Raw genomic sequence first — 22,647 nt, 5'->3', positions numbered from 1 at the left:
CACGCTCTTCCAAGTTCCAAACAAACATCAATGTACTTACCAGTTTACACCCCCAAAAATCTCCGTTATCATATTCCATGACAATACAACCAACCAAGATATATAACCGGTCAACAACAATCCGTTACATAAAAAGGAGCACCACCATGCCATCCACCAACCACCAATTACTAACACCAACCAACAAACGATTTCGCACCGAACTAGAAGGGCTCCGCGCAATTGCAGCCCTCCTAGTCGCGATCTACCATATATGGCTTGGCAACGTCTCAGGAGGAGTAGACGTCTTCTTCGTCGTCTCTGGGTTCCTTATCACCACTTCACTACTAGGAAGAGTCCAACGCGAGGGTAAAATAGACATCCTAGACTTCATCTTAGGCCTTGCAAAGCGACTGTTTCCAGCAGCCTTCTTTGTGCTGCTTGTCGTAATAGTAGCAAGCATGCTCTGGCTGCCACAAGTTCAATGGGCACAGACGCTCCAGGAAATCTTTGCATCTGCTTTCTATTATCAAAACTGGCAGCTGGCCTTTAACGCAGTTGATTATTTGGCGCAAAACAACGAAGCAAGCCCGGTCCACCATTTCTGGGCGATGTCCATTCAAGGGCAATTCTATTTGCTCTGGCCAACTGTTGTATTCGGACTGGCACTACTCATGCGCAAACTATTCAATTGGAAATTTAAAGCGACACTTATCACAGTATTACTTACTGTTTTCACTGCGTCCCTAACATATTCCATCTATCTAACATCCATCAACCAAGCATTTGCCTACTTCCACACATTCACACGTGTATGGGAGTTTGCACTTGGAGGTATAGTCGCAGTACTTGGTTCACAGGTTGTTTTGCGTAAGTCCGTCAGCTTTATCATCGGCTGGATTGGGTTAGTCGCAATCGTTATGTGTGGAATCATCCTACAAGTATCTACCGTGTTCCCAGGGTACGCCGCACTTTGGCCGACCGTTGCTGCCATCTTCATCATCTTGGCCGGCAACAACGGAGGTACCTTTGGAGTCCACAGATTCCTAAGCCTAAAGCCATTAGCAAAACTCGGCAACCTTTCTTATGCCCTTTACCTATGGCACTGGCCAATCTTGGTCTTTTATTTCATTATTTCAGGCAAAGAGACAGTTCCATTGCTAGATGGATTAATCATTATCTTTGCATCAATAACCTTGTCATACATTACAACCAACCTAATTGAAAAACCAATTCGTTCCATGAAAAAAGAAAGCCCGAAGTGGAAGCGCGGGTCGGTAGTTATTGCTTGCATGGTGCCGGTTGTGCTGACTGCGTCACTTTGGGCGAATCAAATTAATAAGGCAGAAGCGGAACTTGCCAACCTTGTTGAGAATGAAGAATACCCAGGTGCTCTTGAGGCGTTTTCCAATAATGTCGTGGAGGATGTCCCTGTCTTGCCAACACCACTGCAGGCACAGAACGATCTTCCAAAGGTCTATGAGGACGAGTGTCATCAGTCATTAGAGAACTCGGAAGTAATAGCCTGTGAATATGGAGAAACAGATAACCCTGAATATACAGTTGCTCTTGTTGGTGGATCTCATTCAGCACAATGGCTGCCTGCACTGGAGGAATTTGCCCAAGAAGAGAAGATTAAGGTCATCAATTACACGAAAAGTGCTTGTCGTTTTACTGGTGAAGAAGTGAATGCAAGTACATCGGAATCTTGTTATGAGTGGAACAAGGAATTGATTCAGACACTTGTATCAACTAAACCGGATTTAGTATTTACGACGGCTGATGTTGGTCGTAAGGCGGAGGTGCCGGAAGGATTTGTTCAGCAGTGGGTAACTCTTAATGAAGCAAACATTCCTGTCTTCGCACTAAGAGACAATGCTTGGTTTGAATTCAATGTGCCGTCTTGTGTGGAGGAAAAGGGAGAGGATTCCTTAGAATGTGCGCAAGAGAGGGAAAAGGCACTGCCTTCTGAGAGTCCGTTCAGTAAATTAGAGTCCGTACCAGCTAATGTAAACTATGTGGATTTGACGGATTACTTGTGTGATGAGGACTATTGCAAACCGGTTAAAGGAAATGTACTGGTCTATAGAGATAAACACCACATTACAGCAACATATGCTAAGACGATGGCTCCCATCCTGAAAAAGGAACTCTTCGCTGTGTTGAATAAATAATTTAGAGTCTACCCAGTCTACCCTGAATTCTACCCACTCATGTTAGAAATCCTCCACGAAGGGTATAGAAAGAATACATCACAAAACCGTGGAGGTGCATCTGAACATGTACCAAAGAATTTTAAGGCAATGGCATTCTTACAGAGTGAGTTATCATGAAATATTAATTGACGATTGTTTGGATGAAACAATACGAAAGAATTTAATTAATAAACGCAACTATCATAGACAAAAACTGAATGAAATGCAGGAATTAAGCCCCTACCAGTAATGGAAACGGGCTTTTTTTCTTGCTGTTTATAAGATATTCCTAAAAAAATCCAATAATCATAAAATTACATATATCGACAAACTCTTATTTGTACTATAATAGATATTAGAAAAATCTGTACGTTATAAAATTTGAGGTGAAGTCGAGTGTTACGTGGATTCTATACTGCAACAGCGGGGATGATTTCTCAGCAACGTCGCATGGAAATGATGTCGAACAATCTGTCTAATGCAAATACGCCTGGTTATAAAGCGGACCAAGGATCATTAAGATCTTTTCCTGATATGCTCTTACAACGAATGGAGCAAGCAAGCGGTACGAATACATTTAGTCCTATGTCAAATCCGAATGATCCGGTACGACTTAGTACAGGTGTGTACCTACAAGAAACAAAGCCTAAGCATACACAGGGGGATTTACGTCCGACTGGAAATGATACAGATCTTGCAATCCTAAATCAAAACCTTCCTGAGAATGCATCGGTTTATTTCACAGTGGAGCAGGTGGATGGCACACCGCGATATACAAGAAACGGGAACTTCTCCATTGATTCTGAAGGTTATTTAACGACCAACAGCGGTCTTTATGTGCTAGATGAAAATGAAAACCGAATTCAGATAAGATCACGCTCTATGTTTGTTCAACAAGACGGCACAATCCTGGAAGGCGATATTCGAAATACTCGACTTGGAATTGCGCTTGCCAATAACCCAGATGAGTTGGTGAGAGAAGGGAATGGGCTGTACCGAACCGCAGAAAACGTTCCTCTTCTTCAAAATGCAGTAGGAGAGCCTGGAGTGAACTATTCCATTTCTCAAGGTCATATTGAACGCTCAAATGTGGACACTGCCCAAGCAATGAGTGATATGACAGCCGCCTACAGAGCATTTGAAGCCAATCAGAAGGTAATTCAAGCGTATGATATGAGCATGCAAAAAGCAGCAAATGAAATTGGCCGCATTAACTAAAAAGCCCTTAACGGAGGGAGAAAATAAATGAACAGAATCATGCTGAATGCTACTAATACAATGAATCAGTTACAAAAACAACTGGATTTAATCTCACACAATGTGGCGAATGTAGATACAGTCGGATATAAGCAAAGAAGTGCTTCCTTTCAAGAGTTGCTTGCCCAACAATCAAATAACCAGCCATTAGCGCAATATGATAATCAAACGGCCCGTCAATCTGAGCTGGGCATTAGAGTTGGCTCAGGGTCAGGATTAAGTAAAACACAACTTCACTTAACGCAAGGACCTATGAAAGCGACCGATCGTATGTTAGACTTTGCTCTGACAAAGGAAGATCAGTTCTTTACGGTTCAAGTCACGGAAAATGGGCAAACTAGTACACAATTTACACGAAATGGTGTATTCTATTTATCGCCGATTAATAATGCCGAAGTAATGCTTGTTACATCAGAGGGACATCCGGTGCTCGATAGTGACGAGCAGCCAATCATCCTGCCGGAAAATGTGAAAGAAGTCAAACTTCAGGAAAGTGGCATCCTTTCTGCCGTAATGACAGATGGACAAGCCATTGCACGTGAGCTTGGAGTTGCAGAAGTGATTAGACCGCAGATGCTTGAGACAAGACCAGGTTCTCTATATGCACTTCCTCAAGAAAATGTTGCTAATCAAGAATCGGTGGTAGGATTCTTACAAGGTGGAGCACGTCAAGATATCCGTATGCAGCAAGGAATGCTCGAGCAGTCCAATGTTGATCTTGCTTCAGAAATGACGGAAATGACGTTAATGCAGCGTTCTTATCAATTCAATGCTAAATCTGTCCAGTTTGCAGACCAGATGATGGGACTTGTAAACGGATTGAAATCATAATCGTTTAGGAAATCCAAGAAAAAGGAGAGGTTGCGCAATGGAGCAAGAAACAGGCAAAAAGAGCTTATCAAGGGAAGAGTTGCGCAAAGCTCAGAAAAATAAAGAAAGTCAGCAAGAAGAAGTAAGTGCAACAAAAGGTGAACGACCGAAAAAATATAAGTTTAGAATCCGACTTATACCTATATGGTTACGTCTAATCATCCTAGTTATTGTAATGGTAGTAGCAATCGTTGCAGGTGCCATGTTTGGCTACGGCGTCCTTGGTGGCGGCAATCCAATGGATGTGCTGAACAAGGAAACGTGGCAACATATTCTCGATCTGGTTAACAAAGAATAAGGAAGTCCGACAAAGGACTTCCTATTTTTTATGCCTTCCTATATAATTGTAAGTAACTATTAGTAGGAGGTCTTAAAACCATGCTTGATATTAACGAAATAAAGGCAATCATTCCACATAGATATCCATTCCTTTTAATCGACAGAATCGTCGAAATTGAAGAAGGACAACGTGCAATAGGTATCAAAAACGTGACAGCAAACGAAGAGTTCTTCAACGGCCACTTTCCAGAGTTCCCGGTAATGCCTGGAGTTCTAATAGTGGAAGCATTAGCCCAAGTGGGTGCAGTAGCCATGCTGAAAAAAGAAGAAAACAAAGGACGCCTTGCTTTCTTCACAGGCATTGATAACTGCCGCTTCAAGAAACAAGTAGTTCCTGGGGACCAACTTCGCCTAGAGGTCGAAATGACAAGAGTACGTGGCAGCATCGGTAAAGGGAAAGGGATCGCAACAGTTGATGGCCAACTCGTCTGTGAACTGGAAATGATGTTTGCATTAGGGCCAAAGCAGTAATTTGAAGAAATTTGCAAAAACCATGCAAGCTTTCTCAAAAAATGGGGAATATAAAAAGGGACCAAGCAACATGAGCTAAAAGGGTCTTGAAATTCCATTTACGAAAGGAGAAGGTTTATATGAACAGCAAATGGTTATTGAAATTAACTGGTACTGCTTTAGCAGCGATGCTAATTACAGGATGTGCAGCAAACAATCAGGATGTTCCTCCGCCAGAAGAAGAGCCACCAATGGAAGAACCTGCAGATCCTGAAATGGAAGAAGAGAACAACATGGAAGAAGATATGGAGCAAGACGAAGAGAACATGGAAGAAGATATGGAAATGGAAGAGGAAGAAGACCAGCAGTAATCTCTTTCATAAAGCGGGGGACAGTGCATGCTGTCCCTTTTTAAATCCATATTTAATTTCTCTCCTTATAATCCCACAATATCCGCCACTCCCCGTCCTCACGCACCACATACACAAATTGTACAAACGCGAAATGCCCATACTTCCCTCGATAATCCTGCCTGACTTCAAATTCATAAGCAGTGCCAAAAGATTCTCCCTCCTTCTCCATCTTCCAATTCTTTATTTCTTTGGCTTTACTTACTTCATAAGAAAAAGTATCAGCCCCAAAATGCCCATTAAAAACATGTACTCTGTCAGAAGCAAACGCGCCTCTGCCAAATTTAGCTTTCATTTCAGTGTGGAGTAATTCCCATGATCTGCTATAGTCCTGTGCACTTTCATATTTATAATAATCCACAACCACGCGCTTTGCCTTTCTTTCCTCCCCCATGAATAAAGAGGACACTATATAAATTAATATTAAAAACACTCCTATCCCTACAACAAAAACCATTGCACGTTTTCCTCTATTTTTCCGCATCGTAATCTCCCCTATGTTGTCCTTAAACTATAACCAAATATATGCAACACGAGAAAAATTATTAGCAGTTCGACAAACTTCTTTATCTATTCGACAAAATACGATTTATTTGTCAAAAATTACTCTGAACGCTACAGCGTTTTCATTGAAATTTCTCTTTTATTACAAAGAAATTACATTTATTATATAGATAAGTAAGGAAATCTCACCTATAATAGTTTCTATGTGACATAATATGAAGAAATATGTAAGAAAAATAAACTTTACCAATAACTATCGGAGGTCGACATGGAAGAAACTATTAGTCTAAAAGAACTATTTCAAACCATAAAAAAACGTCTATGGCTCATCGTACTCTTAACCGTTCTTGCAACAACAGTCAGTGGGGTAGTGAGCTTTTTCTTGTTAACACCAATCTATCAATCTTCTACACAACTACTAGTAAATCAGGCGAAATCTGAACAAGCTCAATTTACTTCTGCGGATATACAAACCAACCTGCAATTAATTAATACGTATAATGTAATTATTAAAAGCCCGGCAATATTGGATAAAGTGAGTGAGAATTTGGATGGGGAAGTTAATGCGGGGCAGTTGAACGGCATGATTACAGTTGGAAGTGCGAATAACTCTCAGGTTTTAGATATAACTGTCCAACATGCTGATCCTGTATTGGCTGCTACTATTGCGAATGTGACGGCACAAACCTTCCAAGCAGAAGTTATTGACATCATGAATGTCGATAATGTTAGCATTCTTTCTGGAGCGCAGGTGGGAGAAAATCCATCCCCAATCAAGCCACAGCCTGTACTTAATATGGCCATTGCATTCGTTATAGGTCTTATGGCAGGAGTGGGCTTAGCATTCTTGTTAGAATTCCTTGATAACACAGTAAAGAACGAGCAAGATGTGGAAAAACTATTAGAATTGCCTGTATTGGGTTCCATTACCATAATTGAAGATAAAGACATTCGAGAAGCGATGCAAAGACACCAAGTAAAAGCAAGAACGAGAGGTGAGACAGTTGGGTCTTAGAAAAAAGCAAAAGTCAACAGCTAAAGCAACGGCGAGCAGACATTTAATTTCTGATAAATTACCAAAATCTCCAATCTCAGAACAATATCGTACCATTCGTACAAATATTCAGTTCTCGTCTGTTGATCAACAACTACGTTCCATTATGATTACTTCTTCAGGACCATCAGAAGGAAAGTCAACGACAGCAAGTAACCTTGCGGTGGTTAATGCACAACAAGGGAAGAAGGTATTGTTTGTAGATTCTGACCTTCGCAAACCAACAGCGCATTATACGTTCCAGCAGGAGAATTTCCGTGGCTTGACGACGGTGCTTACCAGGCAGTCTGCATTACTGGATACGATTCAACCAACACGTATTGAATATCTTGATATATTAACAAGCGGTCCAATTCCACCGAATCCTGCAGAGCTATTAAGCTCTCGTGCAATGGAAGAATTACTTGCAGAAGCATATAGAATCTATGATTTAGTGGTTTTTGATACACCACCTGTACTTGCGGTAACAGATGCCCAGATTCTTGCAAATCAATGTGACGGTACAATTCTGGTGGTAGCTAGCGGTTCCACGGACAAAGACAGTGCTATCAAAGCAAAAGACCTACTAAATTCAGCCAAGGCTAAACTACTCGGTGTAGTATTAAACATGAAAAAGCAAAATGAAAGTTCGTATTACTACTATTATGGTGGAAAATAAGAGGATGAATCATCCTCCTATTTTTCGGCATTGTACCATGACTATATTACTATAATAATTACAATTAATTCAAAGAAAAGGAGGGATTCCACCTATGACTTACAAAAAGAGACTATCATTCTTAATCATTGTTGATTCTTTAATTGTCCTGTCTTCTATTTATGTGGGCTTTTGGCTGCTTATGCCTGATGCGAATATACTTAGCTCAGGTACACTATTTCTTAGCTCCTTAACGTTGATCATCTGGCATCATTTATTTGCTTATACATACAAGCTATACCATAAGGCCTGGGAGTATGCGAGTATTGGGGAACTAATGGGAATTACAAAGGCTGTGACCTATTCTGTTACGGTGGCCGGATTTGTGCAGCTGCTTGTTAATGGTCATGTATATCTGCGTGTGTTAATCGTCACATGGATGTTACATATGATTCTAATTGGTGGATCCCGCTTTTCTTGGCGTGTATACAGAGACTTCTATTATAAAAAGAACATACATAAGAAGCGCACTCTTATTGTGGGAGCAGGTGCAGGCGGAACAATGGTGGCACGACAACTGTTACAAAACAGAGACGCAGATTTAGTCCCGGTAGCTTTTGTCGACGACGATCCGAAAAAACAAAAACTTCAAATTTTAGGTGTACCGGTAAACGGTGGAGTTAGTGATATTGAATCTGTTGTAATGAAGATGGAAATTGACAATATCATTATCGCCATCCCTTCACTTGGAAAAAAAGAGATCAACACGATTTATCAAGAATGTGTCAAAACTGATGCAAAAACAAAGATTATTCCGATGCTTGAAGACCTCATGTCAGGAAAAGTATCTGTCAATGAGTTTCGTGATGTAGAGGTGGAAGATCTGCTTGGTAGAGATCCAGTAAAACTAGATATGGCAAGTATCTCGGAATCTATTACAGGTAAAACAGTACTTGTAACGGGTGCTGGAGGCTCCATTGGGTCCGAAATCTGTCGTCAGATATCTAACTTTACTCCTGAAAACCTGATATTGCTTGGTCACGGGGAAAACAGTATTTACTCCATTGAATTGGAGTTGCGTGCAAAATACGATACAACGATTAACATCTTTACAGAAATTGCAGACATACAAGATAGAAGTAAGATCTTCTCCATTATGGAAAAGTACAAGCCAGATGTTGTCTACCATGCAGCGGCACATAAACATGTACCGTTGATGGAGCGAAATCCCGAAGAAGCGGTAAAGAATAATATCTTTGGGTCGAAGAATGTAGCAGAAGCGGCGGATACTTTCGGGGTTAATACGTTTGTTCTTGTATCTTCGGATAAGGCAGTTAATCCTACGAACATTATGGGCTCTACAAAACGTTTTGCGGAAATGGTGGTCCAGCAGCTTGCGCAGGAAAGTAAGACCAAGTTTGTTGCTGTGCGATTTGGAAATGTGCTTGGAAGCAGGGGGAGTGTTATTCCTCTATTTAAGAAGCAGATTCAGGCTGGTGGACCTGTTACAGTGACGCATCCGGATATGACGCGGTACTTTATGACGATACCGGAAGCTTCTAGGCTTGTGATACAAGCAGGTACCCTGGCACGTGGTGGAGAGGTATTTGTGTTGGATATGGGAGAGCCGGTTAGAATTGTTGACCTGGCGAAAAACCTAATCACCTTGTCGGGTTATTCAATTGATGAAATTGGGATTAGGTATTCTGGGATTCGACCTGGGGAGAAGATGTATGAAGAGTTGTTGAATGAAAATGAGATTCATAAGGCAGATGTGTTTCCGAAGATTCATATTGGGAAGGCGCCGTTGAAGGATGAAGAGGTATTGGGTTACTTCTTGAGGAATTTTGAGACGATGAGTGAAGCGGAATTAAGAGCATATCTTTTAGCCGTTGCGAATAATAAAGAAGAAGAGTTGAAGCACTTATATAGAACAAAAGTTTCAGTTTAAGAGGGGGATGACGTCATGCAAAAGGTGAGAAAAGCGATTATTCCAGCGGCAGGATTAGGGACTCGATTCCTTCCGGCAACGAAAGCGCAACCGAAAGAGATGCTGCCGATTGTGGATAAGCCGACAATCCAGTTCATTATTGAAGAGGCGGTTGCTTCTGGGATTGAAGATATTATTATTGTCAGCGGTCGTGGCAAGCGTGCGATTGAGGATCACTTTGATAAGTCTTATGAGTTGGAAGAGACGTTGGCGAAGAAGGGGAAGTATGAGCAGTTGGAAGAGATTCAGAGATATCGAAGCTTGCGAATATCCATTATATTCGTCAAAAAGAGCCTCTTGGCCTTGGCCATGCGATTGGGTGTGCGAAGCGCTTTATAGGGGATGAGCCGTTTGCAGTGTTGCTTGGTGATGACATTGTCTATTCTCCTGACAAACCTTGTACGAAGCAACTGATTGAAGTGTACGAGCGTTTTGATTCTTCGGTCTTAGGCGTTCAGCAAGTACCAAAAGAAGATGTTTCAAAGTACGGTGTAATCTCTATGAAGAATGGAGAAATAGATGAGCACTGCTACCATATCGATAGTTTGGTGGAAAAACCAAAAATGGAAGAGGCGCCTTCCAACCATGCAATTATGGGCAGGTACATCCTTCGTCCGGAAATATTCGACATTCTAGAAACACAAGCACCTGGAGCTGGCGGAGAAATCCAGTTAACAGATGCAATTAAAGAACTAAACGAGAAACAAATGGTGGTTGCTTATGAATTCAGTGGAGTACGCCATGATGTTGGAGATAAATTTGATTTTATCAAAGCTCAATTAGATTTTGCTTTAGAAAGAGAAGACTTGAGAGATCAAATTGTTGAATATATGGAACAATTAGTAGAAAATGCAAAAACCAATGTTTAATTAAAAGAAGTAATTACAAGGTGATGTCTCCTTACCTTTATCAATGGAGGCACTCGGTTGCACTGTGGGTGGGGAGAGGTCTCCACCTTAGATACGAGGAGTTATCGATGGTGTGGTGTGAGGTGGGGTTAAATGCCCTGTTTTTTATGTTTTGGTAGATTAGTAGTTAGTTGGAAGAGAAATCGACTTCTAAATAAGTCCTTATTTACTAAAGAAAAAACCTATAGGGGGAAGGAAGAAGAATAAATGACCACAACAAAAGTTAACGAGAGGATTTTCCTTTCATCACCTCATATGAGTGATGAGGGTTATGAAATGGAATATGTAAAGGAAGCATTTGAAACGAACTGGATCGCTCCTCTTGGAGAAAACGTCAATGGATTTGAAAGAGAACTAGCAGAAAAGGTTGGTTCAAAAGCTGCTGCCGCACTTTCTTCTGGTACAGCAGCAATTCACTTAGCTTTAAGGGCTGCTGGAGTTGTAGAGGGAGATATTGTGTTTTGTCCAACACTTACATTCTCTGCAACAGCAAATCCAATTATCTATCAAAATGCTATTCCGGTATTTATAGATAGTAATTATGAAACATGGAATATGTGCCCGGACGCTCTAGAAGAAGCTTTTCAAAAGTACCCCGAAGTAAAAGCAGTCATTGTAGTCCACCTTTATGGTTTATCTGCTGATATGGATAGAATCGTAGAACTTTGCAAGAAGCATAAGGTTGCACTAATAGAAGACGCTGCTGAATCTTTAGGAACCTACTATAAAGGTAAGCATACTGGAACATTTGGTGATTATGGCATTTTCTCTTTTAATGGAAATAAAATCATCACTACTTCAGGTGGCGGAATGCTTGTATCAAACAATCAAGATAAAATTGCCAAAACTAGATTCTGGGCAACACAATCTAGAGATCAGGCAAGACACTACCAACATAGCGAATTAGGATTTAATTATCGTATGAGTAATGTAGTTGCTGGAATTGGGAGAGGACAGTTAAAAGTTTTAGAACAACGAGTAGAAAAGAAGAGGTATATCTATCAGTTTTATAAAAGAGAACTTAGTGAGCTTGCAGGTATTGAGTTCATGCCTAGTAATGAATGGGATGCACCGAACTATTGGTTAAGCTCTATTAGGTTAACAGGTAAAGTAAGACCAGTTGATATATTTGTAGCTTTGGAAAAAGAGAATATTGAATCAAGACCTGTTTGGAAACCAATGCATATGCAACCATTCTTTGAGGAGTATAGTTTTATTGGTACCGATGTATCTGAAAAGTTATTTGAAGATGGGGTATGCTTACCGTCAGATACGAAAATAACTGATGAAGATTTAAGAAGAGTTACTAGGATTATTAAAGGACTGTGGTTGGAAGATGAAAAAGCCTAAAGAAAGCATATATAGAAGATACTTTAAAAGACCCATGGACATACTACTTTCTTTATTTGCGATTATTATACTTACTATAATACCTGTAATTCCAGTTGTAGCGATCCTAGTAAAACTTAAATTAGGTAGTCCTATAATTTTTAAACAAGCAAGACCTGGTTTAAATGAGAAGGTCTTTAACATGTACAAGTTTCGAACAATGACAGATGAACGAGATGAGAATGGAGAGTTATTACCAGATAGTGTGAGGTTAACGAATTTTGGAATGTTTTTACGTTCAACTTCACTAGATGAACTTCCGGAGCTTATCAATATATTAAAAGGTGACATGTCAATAATTGGGCCAAGGCCTTTATTAATTCAATATCTCTCATTATATGATAATAATCAAAAAAGACGACATGAAGTCAGACCGGGTCTATCAGGCTTAGCTCAAGTTAATGGAAGGAATGCAATCAGTTGGGAAAATAAGTTTACACTTGACGTGCATTATGTAGAAAACGTTAGTTTCTTAGGAGATTGGAAGTTAATTTTTCTTACGTTAAAAAAGGTATTTGTTAGGGAAGGGATCAACTCCGAAGCTGCAGCAACAATGGAACCATTTAGAGGAAGTAAAAGATTGGGGGACGATTAAATTATGAAGGATATAGCTATTATAGGAGCAGGTGGATTTGGAAGAGAAGTTACCTGGTTAATTGAAGAAATAAATAGAGTGAATAAGGAATGGAATATTGTCGGATTTGTCGATGATAATGAGAATATCCAAGGTACTGAAATTAACGGATATAAAGTAGTTGGAAATATTGAATGGTTAAAGATGCAAGCAATTTATGTTGTTTGTGCAATAGGAGACCCTATCATTAAAAAGAAAACTATTGAGAGAATAATTGATAGCAAAAATACTTATCCTGTTTTAATTCATCCAAGTGTTATTTACTCTGATAGAGTATTGTTTGGAGCAGGCTCGGTTATATGTGCTTCAAGTATATTAACTACAGATATCAAGGTAGGAAACCATGTAATTATTAACCTAGATTGTACTATAGGACATGATGCGACTTTAGGTGATTATACAACAATATTACCTAGTGTAAATGTATCAGGGCATGTTGTTACAAAAGAATGTGTAAGTGTTGGGACAGGTTCAGCAATTATACAAGGTGTTTCAATTGGAAAAAACACGATTGTTGGGGCAGGAGCAATAGTGGTAAAAGATTTACCAGAAGATTGCACAGCTGTAGGGTCACCAGCCAAACCTATTAAGTTTCATAATGTAATTAAATAAAGCATATACGTGATTCTTTGTGTTCACGAGGAGAGTAAGTAATGAAGAAAATTTTAATATTTGCAAATAATGATATAGGTTTATATAAATTTAGAAAAGAATTAATTGAGAAATTAATTAAGGAAAATGAAGTTTATGTTAGTTTGCCAAAAGGAAATTATAATTCTAAGTTAAGTACAATAGGATGTAAAGTTATTGAAACAGAGATTAATAGAAGAGGTACTAACCCAATAACAGATTTAAAGCTATTATTTAATTATAAAAAAATTATAAAAGAAGTAGATCCCGAAGTTGTTTTGACTTATACAATTAAACCTAATATTTATGGTGGGGTTGCATCGAGAATATTAAATGTCCCATGTATCGCTAATATTACGGGGCTTGGAACAGCATTAGAAAAAAAAGGTACTATGCAAAAAATTATATTAATGTTATATAAAATTGCTTTAAAAAAGGCATCTTGTACATTTTTTCAAAACCAGTCAAATAGGGAATTTTTCATTAAAAACAAAATTGTTAAAGGGGAAACAAAACTAATTCCTGGTTCGGGTGTGAATTTAGAAGAGCATAAACTTGAAGTTTATCCCGAGAAATATAAAAGTATAAAATTTCTTTTTATTGGCCGGATTATGATGGCGAAGGGAATAAATGAGTTACTAAATGCTGCTGAAATAACAAAAGAGAAGTACCCAGAAGTGCATTTTGATTTAGTAGGAGCTATAGAAGAAAATTACATTAAGGTATTAAACGAATATGAAGATAGGGGTATTATTAAGTACCATGGGTTGCAAGAAAATGTACACGAATTTATAAAAAATTCACATGCAACTATACTACCTTCTTATCATGAAGGAACTGCTAACGTACTACTCGAAACTGCAGCGTCAGGACGTCCCGTACTAGCATCAAAAGTACCGGGTTGCATTGAAACATTTGATAATCAGATTAGTGGTTTAGGATTTGAAGTGAGAAACGTAGATAGTTTAGTTTGTGAAATAATTAATTTCATTAATCTTCCATATGAGAAAAAAGTACATATGGGAATTAATGGCCGAAGAAAAATGGAAAAAGAATATGATAGAAATATAGTCATTAAAGCATATGTTGAAGAAATAAATAAGATTAATTAAGGGAGATTTAAAATGAACTTATATGAAAAGATTGTTAATAGAGTAGAGAAAATATCCTTAATTGGGCTCGGTTACGTTGGTATGCCAATTGCTGTAGCGTTTGCTAAAAAGATAGATGTTATTGGATTTGATATTCATGATGAAAAAATTGAGCTCTATAAAAAAGGTATAGATCCAACTAAAGAAGTAGGAAATGATGTAATTAAGAATACAACTGTAGATTTTACTTCTGACGAAACAAGACTTAAAGAATCAAAATTTCATATCGTAGCAGTTCCGACACCTGTAAAAGAAGACCGTACTCCAGATTTGACTCCGGTAAAATCAGCAAGTCGAACATTAGGGAGAAACTTAACTAAGGGCTCAATTGTGGTCTTTGAATCTACCGTTTATCCAGGCGTAACAGAAGAAATTTGTGTACCAATTTTAGAAAAAGAATCTGGCTTAAAGTGTGGAATAGATTTTAAAGTAGGATATTCTCCAGAAAGAATAAATCCAGGTGATAAAGAACATAGATTAGAAACAATTACAAAAGTGGTTTCAGGAATGGATAGCGAAACATTAGATATGGTTGCAAAGGTTTATGAATTAGTTGTAGATGTAGGAGTATATAAAGCAGAGAGTATAAAAGTAGCAGAGGCTGCTAAAGTTATTGAGAATGCCCAACGTGATATAAATATCGCTTTCATGAATGAACTTTCTATTATTTTTAACACGATGGATATTGATACAAAAGCGGTTTTAGAAGCTGCAGGAACTAAATGGAATTTCCTTAAATTTTCTCCAGGCCTAGTAGGAGGACATTGTATAGGGGTTGATCCATATTACTTAACTTATAAAGCTGAACAAATGGGTTACTATTCACAATTTATACTTTCTGGACGAAAAATAAACGATGATATGGGCAAATATGTCGCAGAGAATACTGTCAAACAAATGATTAAAGCAAACAAACAAATTAATGGAGCAAAAGTGGCGATTTTTGGGATTACATTTAAAGAAAACTGTCCTGATGTTAGGAATACAAAAGTAGTGGATATTATTAAAGAACTTGAAGAGTATGGAATTGAAGTGAAAGTTGTAGACCCAGTAGCAGACAAAGAAGACTTGTGGAAGGAATATGGAATTAATCTATTTAAAACCGAAGAAATTAAGCATATTGATGCAGTAATTTTTGCAGTTTCACATGAAGAGTTCAAGGGTATTAATTTAAGCGACTTAACAATGATGTATGGAGCTAGAGAATTAATTAATTTGGAGACATTGGAAGAGGTTGCTGCAACATCTGAATTTGACGTATTTGTAAATAGAAAAAATTATGTCTTAATTGATATTAAGGGATTGTTTGATAGAAAAGAAGCAGAGGAAATGGGTTATAGATACTGGAGGTTGTAAAGCTGACTAAATAATTCTTTAAAGGAAGTATTGATGCCTAAAATTAAATGAAAGAGATGAATTATCTTTGAAATTTATATGGTTCTTTTTTATTTTACAAATACTTGGCTATTCATTAATTAAACCATTTATTAACCAACATGATTTGGCATTACTACTTTTGGTTTCATCAAATGCTATTTTAGTGTTGTTTTTTATAGGAAAGTTTAATTCAACTTTACGTAATTTATTTTTTATTGGTTTCGTTTCAAGATTTTCAGTAATGTTAATTGATATATATATGAGGGGGATAATTATTATTCCTCATAGTGGAGAAGACACAGAAAGATTTTATCAAAACGCTATTAATATTTCAGGCCATGGTTCTAAAATACTAGATTCGAACTATGAGATTTTTATTAAACTAGCAGCATTTATTTTCACAATTACTGAAAGTGAAAGGATAATAATACAATATTCTAATGTACTATTAGGATTCACTACTGTTTATATTGTTTATATTATCTTAAAAATGATTGAAATAAGATGGGAAAACAAAATTATCGGCATTTTAATTTTACTAATATTTCCACATGCGATTTTCTTTTCAGGTATATTTCTTAGAGAGATGGTATCAGCTTTCTTCGTAGTTTGTTCAATTTTCTACATAGTATATTGGTTTCATACTCAGTCAAAAAATGCTTTTTTATTATCTATTCTTATGGTTTTAGCAAGTGCACTATTTCATTCTGGTACCATTGGATTATTGGCTATGCATGCTTTTATAATGATATTCTATAAAAATTCAAAGTTAGTATTTCAATTAAGATCGGTTTTATTATTTGTTATAATGTCTATTTTCTTAGTTTGGTTTTTTGGAGTCTATGATTGGAGTAGTTTACCAATATTCAGAAAACTTCAAATAAAAGATATTCAAGATGTTTATGATGAAATTTCTACAGTAAGAGGATCCTCTGCTTACTTAACTGAATTATCGATAAATAATATTTTCCAAATGATACTTTATGGACCGATTTATATATTTTATTTTATTTCATCTCCTTTACCTATTGATTGGAGGGGCTTTAACGATATTATTTCTTTTATGCTTGATGGAATTCTTTATTTAAGTGCATCTGTATACATTTTTATTAATTTTAAGAAAATACCTAAAAAAAATCAAACTTTAATTATAATTTTATTAGTAGGTTTATTAACAACTGTCTTTATATTTAGCATAGGCGTTCAGAACGCAGGAACTGCTTTAAGGCATAGGCATAAGGTTTTCTACCTATTAATTATAATATTTATCATGATAAAAGATTTTAAGTTAAGGGAGAAAATCAATGTTATTAGAAAAAATGGAAATTAAAAAAAATGCAGTATTTTTAGTGACTGGTTCCGCAGGATTTATAGGGACTAATTTAGTTGAATATCTTTTAGAGAATGATTATAAGGTAAGAGGTCTTGATAATTTATCTACAGGATCACAAAAAAATATAGATGACTTTACTAATAGCGAAAACTATGAGTTTATTAAAGGTGATATAAGGGATTTTGGGACATGTTTAGATGCTTGTAATGATATAGATTATGTATTACACCAAGCTGCTTGGGGAAGCGTACCAAGAAGTATAGAAATGCCCCAGTATTATGAAGAAGTGAATATTAAAGGGACTTTAAACATGATGGAAGCAGCTAAACAAAAAAATGTTAAAAAATTTGTATATGCTTCTAGTTCATCCGTTTATGGAGACGAACCCCAATTACCCAAGCTAGAGGGAAGAGAAGGGTACGTTCTATCTCCATATGCACTAACTAAAAAAGTGAATGAGGAATACGGACGTTTATATAAAGAATTATACGGTTTAGATACTTATGGACTTCGATATTTCAATGTTTTTGGAAGAAGGCAAAATCCAGAAGGAACATATGCTGCTGTTATCCCAAAGTTTATTCAGCTGTTAATTAGTGGCCATAGACCGACTATTAATGGTGATGGGAGCCAAAGTCGTGATTTCACATATATTGATAATGTAATACAAGCGAATATAAATGCATGTCACGCACCTTCACATGTAGCTGGAAATTCATTTAACATTGCATATGGAGGAAGGGAGAGTTTAATTGATATTTATAACGTTATAAGAAGTAGTTTAGGAAAGGATATAACACCATTATTTGGACCGGAAAGAAAAGGTGATATTAAGCATAGTAATGCTGATATTCGCAAGGCAAAAGAACTACTTAATTATCAGCCAGAATGGAGCTTTGAAAAAGGAATTAAAGAAGCAATTGGATGGTATACGGAAAACACAAAATCCAATCTAAATTAGTGTTAACTACCAGCTGCCGTTGGTGCTATATCTCAAACTTTACCAAAAAATCAAATAAGGATGGTTTAATTATGTATATGGCTAAAAAAGTATCAATAATAATTCCTTCTTATAAGAGGGCAGATATGTTGAAAAAGACGATCGAGAGCGCCCTTAAACAAACATATCAAAATACAGAGATTATAGTAGTTGATGATAATTCACCAAATTCAGAAGATAGGATATCTACTGAAAAGGTCATGAACTTATATTTGAAGATTAAAAAAATTAAATATATAAAACATTCTAAAAATAAGAACGGTTCAGCAGCAAGAAATACAGGAATTAAACATTCAACAGGCGACTATATTTCTTTTTTAGATAATGATGATGAATTCTTACCAGATAAAATAGAACTTCAGGTCAAAAAGTTAGAAGAATTGCCAAATGAATATGGAATTTGTTATACAAAATTTATAAGAAGAAAGTCGGGTAAATTAATTGATAGAGGAGTAGAGAACAGAGAAGGAAATCTTACAAGAGAAATCTTAATGGGGACATTTTATATCAGCTCAGGCTCAAATATGCTTTTAAAAAGGGATGTAGTCCTTAAAATTAAAGGGTTTAATGAAAAATTCCAGAGAAGGCAGGATTTAGAATTTTTGATTAGAGCCTCAAAAATAACGAAAATTGCACACGTTAATAAAGTATGCTTAATTATAAACAAAGATGATAGACAAAATACTTTTAAAAATATATGGGATTTAGAAAATAATAAGAGGCAATACCTAGAAACTTTTTCTGACTTTATTAAAGAATTACCATTAAAGGACCAAGAAGATATTATTCTTTCACAGAGCTTATTGAGTAGTAGATATTTTATAGAAAGGAAAAAGTTAAGAGATTTAATTAAATATAATGAAGAAAATAATATAAGTAACTTACTACAGTTCAAACATATTATGTACCTCGTAAAACGGAAACTACTAAAGCAATGCTACGGTTTTAATATATAGATTTATTAATGGTAAGTGATGTTATGAGAAATAACCAACTGTATATAAAAATAACAATAAAATTATTGTAAAGGATTTTTTATGAAGAAAAAAAGATCTACAGGATTCCATGTAATTTCTACATTGGGAACAAGAGTAATTGTACTTTTTGGTAGTTTTATTGTCTCAATTATATTAGCTAGACTACTTGGCCCTGAAGGTAAAGGGATTATTACAGCTATTTTTGTGTTACCCAACTTATTAATATCTATAGCAGACCTTGGAATAAAACAATCTACAGCTTATTACATAGGTAAAAAGATATACAGAGTAGAAGAAATGTTACCATCTATAATAATATTATGGATTGTTTCATCGGGTATATCTATTTTAATAGGAATCAGCTACTTTTTAACTGGACCAGATAAATTGTATGGATGGAATCTATTATTAATAGTCTTATTAACTATTCCACTTAATTTGTTAAATCAGTATCTTTCTGGAATATTATTAGGGAAGGAAAAAATAGGAGTTTTTAACACTAAAATTATTATTAGTTTTGTAATCAACTTTCTAGGTGTTTTAATCTTAGTTTGGTGGTTTAAAATGGGCGTTTTGGGTGCTGTTATTGTTCAAATTTTTATTTCATTATGTACAATAATTTATATTTTGTGGCATGTAAAAAAACTTATAAATTTTAGAACTATTGTTAAAAGAAAAATTACAAATTTAATTGTTAAAAGAGGTTTTTCTTTTGCGCTGGCACTATTTATTATATCTCTAAATTACCGGATTGATATTATTTTCCTAGAAAGGCTAACCAGTTCAGCCGAGGTAGGAGTTTATTCTATAGGGGTGAGTATTTCTGAATTAATCTGGCAATTACCAGCAGCTATAGGTTTAGTTATTTTTTCAAAAAATGTAAATGCTAAGACTGATGAAATAGCATATCTTAGAGCTATAAAATTATTAAGAATTTCGTTACCATTTCTAATTCTAGGGAGCCTAATGATTTGGTTATTAGCACCACAAATTATAAATTTACTATTCGGAAAAGAGTTTAGTGCTGCTTCAGAAGTCATAAGACTTTTGTTACCTGGAGTATTATCCATAGTAATTGTAAAGATTTTACATCCGGATTTAGCTGCAAGAGGATATCCATTGTTTGCTCTAAAGATATTAATTTTTCCATTAATAACAAATGTAATATTAAATTTAATTTTAATTCCGAGTTTAGGGATAGAAGGTGCTGCTATAGCTTCTACAATTTCCTATCTAATTGGTGGTTTTTTGTTTGCGTGGGTTTATGCTAGAAAAGAAAGTATATCTTTGAGAGATGTACTCATTATTAATAAAAATGATATTAAACTATTATCCTCTTATATAAAATTAAAAAAATAGTAAGTTACAAAAAGGAGAAACAAAATGTATCATTTTACATTTGTAATTTTACATTACTTAGTTAAAGAGGACACCATAGAATGTATTGAATCTATTCTAAGTAATATAGATTATCTAAACTATAATATTATAGTCGTAGATAATTGTTCGCCAAATGGATCGGGAATAGAATTAAAAGAAAAGTACAGTATGAATGCAAAAGTTAAAATAATTCTAAATGGAGAAAACGAAGGCTTTGCAAGAGGCAATAATATTGGTTATAAACTTGGGAAATATGAGTATAATTCAGATTTTATTATGGTAGTAAATAATGATACAGTAATTAAACAAAGAGCATTTATTAATAAGGTAATAAATGAATATGAGACTTTTGGTTTTGATATTTTAGGGCCAGATATAATTTCCTTAAAAGATAATAACCATCAAAATCCAGTAGGTAATAGCGTTATCACAAAAGAACAATTATATAAAATTATAAATGTATATAAAAGATTACTAATTTTAAATTATATAGGTGTTGAAGGACCTCTTAGAAAAATCATGCAAAAAAAAATAAAAAAACGTCAATTAGATTTAATAGGTAATAATGATCATGAAAATATTCAGTATAATGTCCAACTACATGGTAGTTGTTTGATATTCTCTAAGGGATATATTGAGAGGTTTGAAGGTTTTTTTGATAAAACTTTTATGTATATGGAAGAAGATATTCTATATTATTTGGCAAATAGAGATGGCTTGAAAACGATGTACTCTCCTAATGTAGTTATTTACCACAAGGAGGATTCTTCAACGGATGCCACTTATTCAAAAAATAAGAAAAAACGCAGATTTAAATATAAAAATGTAATACAATCAGCTGAACAATTTTTAAAGCTAATGAATGGTGAGATAAGATATTAGTATGGTAAGACCTTAATGAAAAGGATTGTGAGACTATGAAAGAAATAGCCATTGTAGGAGCATTTGACAGATATAATTATGGTGATTTATTATTTCCAATAATTATTGAAAATTATATTAAAAAATATAGACCAGAGTTACTACAAGAATACTCACTTGGTTATTATGGATTAATAAGTAGTGACCTTAGTAGTGTGGGTGGTAAAAAAACAGATGAAATTAGAAACTTAATTAAAAGATTTAAAAATTCATCAGATGAAAATGTTATATTAATATCGGGTGGAGAGGTTTTACCAGCAAGATGGTATCAAATGTATGAACATTTATCTAGAAATAGTTTAATCCATTATATAAAAAAAGTTATTAGAAAAACTATTGGAAAAGAAATACTTGAAGCGTATGTTAGAAGACGACTTGGTGTAGAGGGGAAATTTCCTTGGATCTTCATTAAAGAAGATGTAGGTATTAATTCAAAGATTTTTTATAATACTGTAGGGGGCTCAAATATCTCTAATTTTTCCTCAATAGAATTAGCTTATGTTAAGTCCAACCTAAGAAAAATAGACTATTTTTCTGTAAGAGATAATTTAACCATGAGTAATTTTGAAGATATCTCACCCATAATGGCACCTGATTCTGCCATTATCATGTCTACATTCTTTACAGAAGAAGTATTGAAAGAACTAATTAACCCAAAGGTTAAAGAGTATGTTGAAGAAAACAGCTTTATTTGTTTTCAAACTAATTTAACTTCTAGTGTTGGAAAAGAAAAAATTATTGCAAGTCAATTAAAAAGAATTTCACAAAAAAGTAATTTACGGATATTACTTTTACCAATTGGCTTTGCTTCTGGCCACGATAACCAAATAGCACTACAAAAAATTCTTACTTATATAAATCCTTTTGCTGACTTAATGGTTGATCTGAATATTTATGATATCATGTATCTAATAGCAAAATCACAATTTTTTGCAGGTACGAGTTTACATGGTAACATCACAGCCTCTTCTTATGCGGTACCACATATTGGGTTAGGAAAAAAAATATATAAATTAGATTCTTTCACTAAAACTTGGGATATTGAAGATTATGAGGGTAATGTTGAGTTTGAAGAATTATATGATACTTTCATTAAATATTCTAAAATACCAAAAATGGAATTAGAAACTAAAAGGGATTATTTAATAACTAAATCTCTTCAAAACTTCAATCAGATGTTTGATAAAATCTAATTTTCAAACAAATTGATTTATCAATGAAAAATATACCTAATGAAGAGTTAAAGTTGCTCTTCTTTTTTT

Annotated in this window: 21 protein-coding genes and 1 pseudogene; 21 read left to right on the top strand and 1 reads right to left on the bottom strand. The window is 35.4% G+C overall.

The window, feature by feature from the left end:
- Positions 1-146: 146 nt before the first annotated feature.
- From B4U37_RS20195 to B4U37_RS20170, 6 genes are all read left to right on the top strand, one after another.
- Positions 147-2,153: an acyltransferase family protein gene (locus tag B4U37_RS20195; protein ID WP_088019698.1), complete on the top strand. Its 2,007-nt coding sequence runs from the start codon at positions 147-149 to the stop codon at positions 2,151-2,153.
- 417 nt (positions 2,154-2,570) lie between these two features.
- A complete protein-coding gene (locus B4U37_RS20190; protein WP_088019697.1) occupies positions 2,571-3,392 on the top strand; it encodes a flagellar hook-basal body protein in 822 nt (273 codons plus the stop codon).
- A 27-nt stretch (positions 3,393-3,419) separates the two neighbouring features.
- Positions 3,420-4,262 (top strand): flagellar hook-basal body protein, encoded by an 843-nt coding sequence (locus tag B4U37_RS20185; protein WP_088019696.1) that lies wholly within the window; start codon positions 3,420-3,422, stop codon positions 4,260-4,262.
- 37 nt (positions 4,263-4,299) lie between these two features.
- On the top strand, positions 4,300-4,599 hold the full coding sequence (locus B4U37_RS20180; RefSeq protein WP_010200292.1) for a DNA-directed RNA polymerase subunit beta: 300 nt from the start codon (positions 4,300-4,302) through the stop codon (positions 4,597-4,599).
- A gap of 80 nt (positions 4,600-4,679) precedes the next feature.
- Positions 4,680-5,111, top strand: coding sequence for a 3-hydroxyacyl-ACP dehydratase FabZ (gene fabZ / locus B4U37_RS20175; protein WP_088019695.1), 432 nt, complete (start codon positions 4,680-4,682; stop codon positions 5,109-5,111).
- A 119-nt stretch (positions 5,112-5,230) separates the two neighbouring features.
- On the top strand, positions 5,231-5,461 hold the full coding sequence (locus B4U37_RS20170) for a hypothetical protein (RefSeq protein ID WP_010200288.1): 231 nt from the start codon (positions 5,231-5,233) through the stop codon (positions 5,459-5,461).
- A gap of 52 nt (positions 5,462-5,513) precedes the next feature.
- Here the strand turns inward: B4U37_RS20170 and B4U37_RS20165 are convergent, their stop codons facing one another.
- On the bottom strand, positions 5,514-5,984 hold the full coding sequence (locus B4U37_RS20165) for a hypothetical protein (protein ID WP_088019694.1): 471 nt from the start codon (positions 5,982-5,984) through the stop codon (positions 5,514-5,516).
- Positions 5,985-6,272: 288 nt separating this feature from the next.
- Between B4U37_RS20165 and B4U37_RS20160 the strand changes: the two genes are divergently transcribed.
- From B4U37_RS20160 to B4U37_RS20090, 15 genes and pseudogenes are all read left to right on the top strand, one after another.
- Complete coding sequence (locus B4U37_RS20160) at positions 6,273-7,019, top strand: YveK family protein (protein ID WP_088019693.1); 747 nt, start codon at positions 6,273-6,275, stop codon at positions 7,017-7,019.
- On the top strand, positions 7,009-7,716 hold the full coding sequence (locus tag B4U37_RS20155; RefSeq protein ID WP_088019692.1) for a CpsD/CapB family tyrosine-protein kinase: 708 nt from the start codon (positions 7,009-7,011) through the stop codon (positions 7,714-7,716). Before B4U37_RS20160 ends, B4U37_RS20155 begins: the two co-directional genes overlap by 11 nt.
- 94 nt (positions 7,717-7,810) lie before the next feature.
- On the top strand, positions 7,811-9,646 hold the full coding sequence (locus B4U37_RS20150; RefSeq protein WP_088019691.1) for a polysaccharide biosynthesis protein: 1,836 nt from the start codon (positions 7,811-7,813) through the stop codon (positions 9,644-9,646).
- Between the two features lie 15 nt (positions 9,647-9,661).
- A pseudogene (gene galU, locus B4U37_RS20145) lies at positions 9,662-10,554 on the top strand (UTP--glucose-1-phosphate uridylyltransferase GalU).
- A gap of 246 nt (positions 10,555-10,800) precedes the next feature.
- Positions 10,801-11,943: a DegT/DnrJ/EryC1/StrS family aminotransferase gene (locus B4U37_RS20140; RefSeq protein WP_088019690.1), complete on the top strand. Its 1,143-nt coding sequence runs from the start codon at positions 10,801-10,803 to the stop codon at positions 11,941-11,943.
- Positions 11,930-12,577 (top strand): sugar transferase, encoded by a 648-nt coding sequence (locus B4U37_RS20135; RefSeq protein ID WP_088019689.1) that lies wholly within the window; start codon positions 11,930-11,932, stop codon positions 12,575-12,577. The genes B4U37_RS20140 and B4U37_RS20135 overlap by 14 nt, the downstream gene beginning before the upstream one ends.
- 3 nt (positions 12,578-12,580) lie before the next feature.
- The gene (locus B4U37_RS20130) at positions 12,581-13,228 is read left to right on the top strand and encodes an acetyltransferase (RefSeq protein ID WP_088019688.1); all 648 of its coding nucleotides are present in this window, start codon (positions 12,581-12,583) and stop codon (positions 13,226-13,228) included.
- Positions 13,229-13,269: 41 nt separating this feature from the next.
- Entirely contained in the window at positions 13,270-14,358 is a 1,089-nt protein-coding gene (locus B4U37_RS20125) for a glycosyltransferase family 4 protein (RefSeq protein WP_088019687.1), read from the top strand.
- A 12-nt stretch (positions 14,359-14,370) separates the two neighbouring features.
- A complete protein-coding gene (locus B4U37_RS20120; protein WP_088019686.1) occupies positions 14,371-15,753 on the top strand; it encodes a nucleotide sugar dehydrogenase in 1,383 nt (460 codons plus the stop codon).
- Between the two features lie 67 nt (positions 15,754-15,820).
- Entirely contained in the window at positions 15,821-17,104 is a 1,284-nt protein-coding gene (locus tag B4U37_RS20115) for a hypothetical protein (protein ID WP_088019685.1), read from the top strand.
- On the top strand, positions 17,079-18,068 hold the full coding sequence (locus B4U37_RS20110; RefSeq protein WP_088019684.1) for an SDR family oxidoreductase: 990 nt from the start codon (positions 17,079-17,081) through the stop codon (positions 18,066-18,068). The genes B4U37_RS20115 and B4U37_RS20110 overlap by 26 nt, the downstream gene beginning before the upstream one ends.
- Positions 18,069-18,139: 71 nt before the next feature.
- Positions 18,140-19,063, top strand: a complete 924-nt coding sequence (locus B4U37_RS20105) for a glycosyltransferase family 2 protein (RefSeq protein WP_157663861.1) — start codon at positions 18,140-18,142, stop codon at positions 19,061-19,063.
- 123 nt (positions 19,064-19,186) lie between these two features.
- The gene (locus tag B4U37_RS20100; RefSeq protein WP_157663860.1) at positions 19,187-20,443 is read left to right on the top strand and encodes a flippase; all 1,257 of its coding nucleotides are present in this window, start codon (positions 19,187-19,189) and stop codon (positions 20,441-20,443) included.
- A 24-nt stretch (positions 20,444-20,467) separates the two neighbouring features.
- Positions 20,468-21,346: a glycosyltransferase gene (locus B4U37_RS20095; RefSeq protein WP_088019681.1), complete on the top strand. Its 879-nt coding sequence runs from the start codon at positions 20,468-20,470 to the stop codon at positions 21,344-21,346.
- 35 nt (positions 21,347-21,381) lie between these two features.
- Entirely contained in the window at positions 21,382-22,578 is a 1,197-nt protein-coding gene (locus B4U37_RS20090) for a polysaccharide pyruvyl transferase family protein (protein WP_088019680.1), read from the top strand.
- The last annotated feature ends 69 nt before the right edge of the window (positions 22,579-22,647 follow it).

It is taken from the genome of Sutcliffiella horikoshii (assembly GCF_002157855.1).
Taxonomy (GTDB): domain Bacteria; phylum Bacillota; class Bacilli; order Bacillales; family Bacillaceae_I; genus Sutcliffiella_A; species Sutcliffiella_A horikoshii_C.
This window is presented reverse-complemented; position numbering and strand designations above follow the sequence as displayed.